Origin of the sequence: Algoriphagus sp. (genome assembly GCF_024642405.1) — a bacterium.
Lineage (GTDB): Bacteria > Bacteroidota > Bacteroidia > Cytophagales > Cyclobacteriaceae > Algoriphagus.
On record NZ_JAHEBC010000218.1, the window covers coordinates 1 to 6,512 of the forward strand.

The following is a 6,512-nucleotide window of genomic DNA, read 5'->3' on the forward strand; positions in this document are numbered from 1 at the left end:
GGCGAATTGTGATACAAAAGTAGTGGTTTAATTTTCAAATACAAAACAGTCAACAGAAAAATATTTCTTAAACCATACTGACTTGATATTCTTTAGAGCCTGTCTTTTCTACAATACCTAACAATCATCAAAAGATAAGTAACTCATGGGCAAACAGTTTGGTTATATCCACAAAACTGAATAAGGGATCTCCATATTACCAAATTTAATTTTGTAGAACTCTCTAAATCGTCAGTATTGTCTAAAAATCAAGTACCTTTGTGAAAAATTTCTCAGAATGACTCAAGCCAAACACCAAGCCGGATTTGTAAACATCATCGGAAAACCCAATGTTGGAAAATCAACTTTGATGAATATCTTGGTTGGCGAGAGACTTTCCATTATTTCCTCTAAAGCACAAACCACTAGACACAGAATTCTAGGACTAACTAATTCTGAAAATTATCAGATTGTATTTTCTGATACCCCTGGAATGCTGAAGCCTCAGTACGAGCTTCACAAAAACATGATGAGCTTTGTTAACATCTCTTTGGAAGATGCTGACGTGATTTTATTTGTCACCGATCTGTATGAAACTGATGAGGAAATCGAGGATATTATCACAAAAATCAATAATTCTGGAATTCCAGTAATATTAGTCATCAATAAAATTGATTTGGCTAAAGAAGGCCAATTGGATACGGTCACAGAATATTGGACTTCCAGGGTTAAGGCCGCTGTAGTCATCCCAATTTCTGCTGGCGAGAAATTCAATACCGATAAGATTCTTCAGGAAATACTGGAAAGACTTCCAGAACATCCTGCTTTTTATGATAAAGAGGAATTAACTGATCGATCCGAAAGGTTCTTTGCCTCTGAGATTATTAGAGAAAAAATCTTTAATAACTACAAAAAAGAAATTCCTTACAGTTCAGAAGTAAACATTGAGGAATTTTATATAAAAAATAAAGTCATCCGAATCCGAGCTACCATCTATGTGGAGCGAGATAGTCAAAAAGGCATCATCATCGGAGACAAAGGGAAAGCAATCAAGAAAGTTGGAATTGAAGCGAGAGAGGAACTTGAGAAATTCTTTGGCAAGCAGGTAATGCTTGAGACTTTTGTCAAAGTCGAAGCTGACTGGAGAAAAAATAAATTGAAATTGAAAAAATTTGGGTACGACCCAACTTGATTATGGCAAATATAGTAGCAATTGTAGGTAGACCGAATGTTGGTAAGTCTACACTATTTAATAGACTTGTAGAGGAGCGTAAAGCGATTGAGGACAACATGAGTGGTGTGACCCGAGATCGTCATTATGGCCATGCTCAGTGGACGGGCAAATTTTTCTCAGTCATTGACACAGGCGGATATGTAACCGGTTCAGAAGACATCTTTGAAGCAGAAATTCGTAAGCAGGTAAAATTAGCAGTGGAAGAAGCTGATGTGATTTTGTTTGTAGTGGATTGTCATGATGGCTTGACTGATTTAGACACTGAATTCGCCCAGGAACTTAGAAGCACCGAAAAACCAATTTACATCGTCGCGAATAAAGCCGATAATCAAGAGAAAAGCTTTATGTCTGCAGAATTCTACGCACTAGGATTATCAGATTTTGAAGTGTTCCCGATTGCTGCTGCAAGTGGAAGTGGCACTGGAGATCTTTTAGATAGTATAGTAAGTCATTTTGAAGATGAAGGAGACGAGGATCCAGATGCCGGGATTCCTAAAATCTCTATTCTTGGAAGACCAAATGTGGGAAAATCTTCCTTTTTGAACGCATTATTGGGTAAGGAAAGATCTATCGTAACTGATGAAGCTGGTACAACTCGAGATGCAATTCATACGAGATACAAGCTTTACGGACAGGATTTTATTATCACGGATACTGCAGGAATTAGAAAAAAAGCGAAGGTCACAGAAGATATAGAGTTTTATTCGGTGATGCGGTCATTAAGAACGCTTGAGGAGTCTGATGTAATCATCGTGATGGTGGATGCATCAAGAGGATTAGAGGCTCAGGATATCAACTTGATTAGCCTTGGAATCAAAAACAATAAAGGGATCATGATTATGGTCAATAAGTGGGACCTGATAGAAAAGGACCACAAGACTATGAATAGGGTAAAAGAAGATATGCTGGAGAGATTGGGCGAAAATAAGTGGATTCCGATCATTTTCACCTCAGTGACAGAAAAGCAAAGAATTTTTCAGGCGATCGAATTAGCCGTGAAAGTTTATGAGAATAAAACCAGGAAAGTTCAGACTTCTAAACTTAACGACGTTTTGCTTCCTGAAATTGAAAAATATCCTCCACCGGCATGGAAGGGAAAGTACATTAAGATCAAGTATGTCACTCAGTTGCCAACGAAAAATCCTGTATTTGCTTTCTTCTGTAACCTACCTCAATACATCAAATCCCCCTATACCAGATACCTTGAAAACCGGCTTAGAGAGAACTTTGAATTTGATGGAGTCCCTGTAAAAATTATTTATAAAAACAAATAAAAAATATTTAAACGGTTACTTGTTTTTATTCAAAAAGTAATAATACATTTGCGGTGTAATTAAGAAAATCACAACAAATGAAAAAGGTATTTGCAATTTTCGCAATCTCTGGCGTAATGTTCGCTACTTCTTGCGGTAACAAAGAAGTTAAAGAAGAGACTGTTGAGGTAACTGAAACAGTTGAAACTGTTGAAGAAGAAGTTATCATCGAAGACACTACTTCTGATTCTACTGAAGTAGTTATCATCGAAGAGACAGTTGAAGAGGTTAAATAATTAACCCACTTCTCAAAAAGATCGAGTCCCGGAAATTTCGGGACTCTTTTTTTTGTACTTTTCAGCATGCTAGTTGTCTCTCATTTGGAAGAAATATTCTCCAAACATCTTCCTCCTGCAGCAATTCCCAATTGCATTTCTATTTGGAAAGATCAACCTTTTCACTTTAAAGTTACTTCTAGCAGAAAAACCAAACTTGGAGATTTCAGATATAAAAAAAATCAAAAATTTCAGACGATCACGCTTAATTCAGATCTCAATCCATATCAGTTTCTTTTAACCTATATTCATGAAGTAGCCCATTTACATGCTTTTCAAAAATTTGGCTTCTCCATCAACCCGCATGGGAAGGAATGGAAATCCACATTTCAACAATTATTGTTTCCATTTTTGAAAGAAGACTTTTTCCCGATAGATATCTTAATCCCACTCAAGAACCATATGCGAAATCCGAAGGCAAGCTCAGCCGCTGACCTCTTTTTGATGAAAGAAATGAGCAAATATGATTTAAATAATACAGTAACGGATCAAGTTTTTCTTTCTGATTTGAAACCAGGAAATAGATTTATTATCTCCGGCAGAAAATTCGAAAAAGCAGAAACACGAAGAACTCGGGTTATCTGTATCGAAATTCATTCAGGAAAAAAGTTCCTAATAGCTTTGATGGCAAAAGTAATTCCCGCCTGATTATTCCCTTTCTTCCCCTATTTGATTGTCAGGCTGTGAAAAATCTTTTGGTTGTGGTAAGTCATGAATAGAATTAATACCGAAGTATTCCATAAACTTACTGGAAGTTCCAAAAAGTAAGGGCCTCCCTATTCCGTCTGATTTTCCTTTTACTTCCACCAGTTCCTTATCCAAAAGTTTCTGAACGGAATAATCAGAGTTAACTCCTCTTATTTGCTCAATATCTCCTTTGGTTACTGGTTGTTTATATGCAATTATAGAAAGCGTTTCTAGCTGTGCAGTTGAAAGTCGTTTTTGGGATTGCTGCTTTAGTAATATGCTAATACTGGTTTGATAGGCAGGTTTAGTAAGAAACTGGAAACCTCCACCCAAATTTTCTAAAGCAAAAGAGAAATTGTCAGAGTCATATTTCTCTTTCAATTCCTCTATTGCTAATTCTATGTGTTTTATTGGAACTTCCGCTTCAAACATTTCAGTCAGACATTTACCTATCTCTTCCGTCCCTATTGGGGATGGAGCACAAAAAATCAACGCTTCAATATGCCGATGAAGAAATTCCAATGATTATTTTTTTGCAAGCTTTGCCTCGATGGAATGCATGGTATGGGGTACAGCTTTTAATCTTTCCTTTGAAATAAGCTTACCGGTATCTACACAAACGCCATATGTTCCATTTTTAATTCGGATCAATGCGTTTTCGAGATTGATAATAAATTTTTGTTGCCTTGCAGCTAATTGATTCAAACTTTCTCTCTCCAAGGTATCTGCACCATCTTCGAGTAGTTTAGAAGTGGAGGCTGTAAAATCTGTCCCACTATCATTTTTTTTACTTAAGGTCTCCTTTAAAGAATGTAATTCCTCTTTTGCTATTGCTAATTTATGAAGTATAATATCTTCAAATTCTTTTAGCTCTCCAGGGGAGTAAGCTGTCTTGCCTTCCTGACTCATAATGCGCTAGGGTTAGATGATATAATTGGGACGTATATTTTTGCTAATTGTTCCCTAAAATACATTTAGCTCGCTTAATTACAAAGGGGAATTAAAAAGGAAGATTCTAAAACCCAACCAACATTTAAGCAAAAAAATAATAGTCTATCTTAAGACTACTCATTTTCAGTTGTTTACAAAAAATATTTGAAACTAACTTTATCCAATAAATTAGTATTTGGTGGAAAAATCATGTTTTTCTATGATTAAAATAAGCTGTCATGCGACAGCTTTTTCTTCACTGAGAATTTTTTCAAGTCTTCTTTGCAACACAAGCAAATCAACATCCATCCTATATTTCATCAACAAATACTGATGAACTTCCTTGAGTTCTTTATTTTCTGTGATGCAAATAGATTGAAGAGCAAGAGTAATTAAGTCATTTTCCATCATTTTGGGCTTTATTCCATTAATTTATAGATTTTTCTTGTGATCTAACAGAAAATTTTCATTTAAGTTAAAGTCGAGCCGCAATAACAATAGTCTTTTTTATAATCTTTACTTGTCCTTGTAAATCAAATAGTTCTACCAATAAAATATAATAACCAGGCCTCACTTTACCCCCCAAGTCATCTGTTCCAGTCCAAGTATAGATTCCAGAGCTTCCCAAAATTGCATTTCTGTCTAGAACTTCAATCAATCTACCGTTAATATCATAAATTTCGAAAGTCCCTATCCAACCACTTTGGTCCAAATTATAAGAAACTGTCGTGAAAGTATTTCCATTACTTCCCTCGGGATCAAAGACCTCTGGGCTGATATTGATTATTCCGGAATCAAATTCTCCATTAAAGGCCTGAGAGTTTTTCCTCCCCGGAGTTCCATAATCTTCATTGCCAGAAGCGGAATGCCAATTGATTTTCAAATCTGCTGGAGATTCCGAAGAAATCCTTTCTAGAGAAACTCCTTTAGAATCTTTTAACAAAGCATGATGCATTTCTTCATCATAGGAAAACTTCTCCAAAATCCCTTCATCTTGATTTAGAAGCACGACAGTTCCTCCAGCTATTGGGTAGCTCGGTAGCGTTTGAATTTGAAGAAAAATACTCGAATAAGATTTGGGGAAATCCTGCCTGAGTTTTAGGGTATCGGTTGTGACCGCCAAAAAGCTACTGGGTGGTAAAATAAATCCTTCTTTTTTAATAATTCTCTTTTGATCCGGATTGCCATTTTCATCTAAGTTGGCTAAACTCATTTTACCTACATCAATATAATTAGGACTATTATTAAATAGCTCAACAAATTTTGGCCTTCCGGTTTTTGGATTAAACAGGAGCTCATTTATTAAAACATCTCCAATTTTTGCAATCGAAGGAAGAATAAGATTATGTTCTTTTAATTCTAATTCATTTCCTGAACAATCGAAGATCCCATCAATTAATACACTATGTAAGATGGACTCTTGAGCAGGCTTTTCAAGCTTAATCATAAGAGAAGATGAAGAATTTCGAAATATTGAATCAATTTCTAAACTGGGATTAAAAACGAAATTCTCTTTTTCAAAATTAGATTGTATAGGTTCCGAAAAATGGATGATAACTGTTACCGAATCATGGAATGAAATTTCATTTATCATTGGAGGAGTTTCATCTGGACTTAGGTTAAACACAGAATTTTCTCTTCCTGGCGTTCCTCTAAATTGATCTAAGGAAGCTTTCAAAAACTCTGATTGCTCACATGCTAAATAAGGATTCGTCACTTCCAGACTGTATCCAGCATTCGCAAATTCACTGCTGTTCCAACTTGCTGAGGAATAACTTAAAAAATCGATAGTATCCCCATGTCTATCCTCTAAACGTAACTGATCTCCACTGTTCAATAAAGTAGGCCATGAATTCAAGGGAATAATTTTCCCAAAACTTTCCATTTGATCAGTTTGGTTACCGGGTACCAAAAGGACATATTCCAAAGGTTCAATCCACACATCCGGGATAAGAACAGTTGACCGAGAATTTGACCAAGTCAATCCATACGTTCGAATGGGGTAATCTGCTACGTTTAGCAGTTCCACATATTCCACATTTGGCAAGTCAAGATCTGCTTTTGGAGCTGGCATGATCTCATTGATCACCAAGG

The 6,512-nt window shown here is 35.9% G+C and carries 7 protein-coding genes and 1 pseudogene; 4 read left to right on the top strand and 4 right to left on the bottom strand.

The window, feature by feature from the left end; genetic code table 11:
- Positions 1-277: 277 nt before the first annotated feature.
- The 4 genes from era (at position 278) to Q0L68_RS14485 (ending at position 3,449) form a co-directional block, all read left to right on the top strand.
- Positions 278-1,171: a GTPase Era gene (gene era, locus Q0L68_RS14470; protein WP_296704565.1), complete on the top strand. Its 894-nt coding sequence runs from the start codon at positions 278-280 to the stop codon at positions 1,169-1,171.
- Between the two features lie 2 nt (positions 1,172-1,173).
- Entirely contained in the window at positions 1,174-2,487 is a 1,314-nt protein-coding gene (der, locus tag Q0L68_RS14475; RefSeq protein WP_296704568.1) for a ribosome biogenesis GTPase Der, read from the top strand.
- A 116-nt stretch (positions 2,488-2,603) separates the two neighbouring features.
- Positions 2,604-2,762, top strand: a complete 159-nt coding sequence (locus Q0L68_RS14480) for a hypothetical protein (RefSeq protein ID WP_296704571.1) — start codon at positions 2,604-2,606, stop codon at positions 2,760-2,762.
- Between the two features lie 66 nt (positions 2,763-2,828).
- Complete coding sequence (locus Q0L68_RS14485) at positions 2,829-3,449, top strand: SprT-like domain-containing protein (protein WP_296704574.1); 621 nt, start codon at positions 2,829-2,831, stop codon at positions 3,447-3,449.
- Here the strand turns inward: Q0L68_RS14485 and scpB are convergent, their stop codons facing one another.
- The 4 genes and pseudogenes from scpB to Q0L68_RS14505 all read right to left on the bottom strand — a co-directional run.
- On the bottom strand, positions 3,450-4,010 hold the full coding sequence (gene scpB / locus Q0L68_RS14490) for an SMC-Scp complex subunit ScpB (protein ID WP_296704577.1): 561 nt from the start codon (positions 4,008-4,010) through the stop codon (positions 3,450-3,452).
- Positions 4,011-4,013: 3 nt separating this feature from the next.
- Complete coding sequence (locus tag Q0L68_RS14495; RefSeq protein ID WP_296704580.1) at positions 4,014-4,397, bottom strand: TraR/DksA C4-type zinc finger protein; 384 nt, start codon at positions 4,395-4,397, stop codon at positions 4,014-4,016.
- 258 nt (positions 4,398-4,655) lie between these two features.
- On the bottom strand, positions 4,656-4,826 hold the full coding sequence (locus Q0L68_RS14500; RefSeq protein ID WP_296704583.1) for a hypothetical protein: 171 nt from the start codon (positions 4,824-4,826) through the stop codon (positions 4,656-4,658).
- Positions 4,827-4,893: 67 nt separating this feature from the next.
- Positions 4,894-6,512 (bottom strand): annotated as a pseudogene (locus Q0L68_RS14505) (hypothetical protein); the annotation flags it as partial.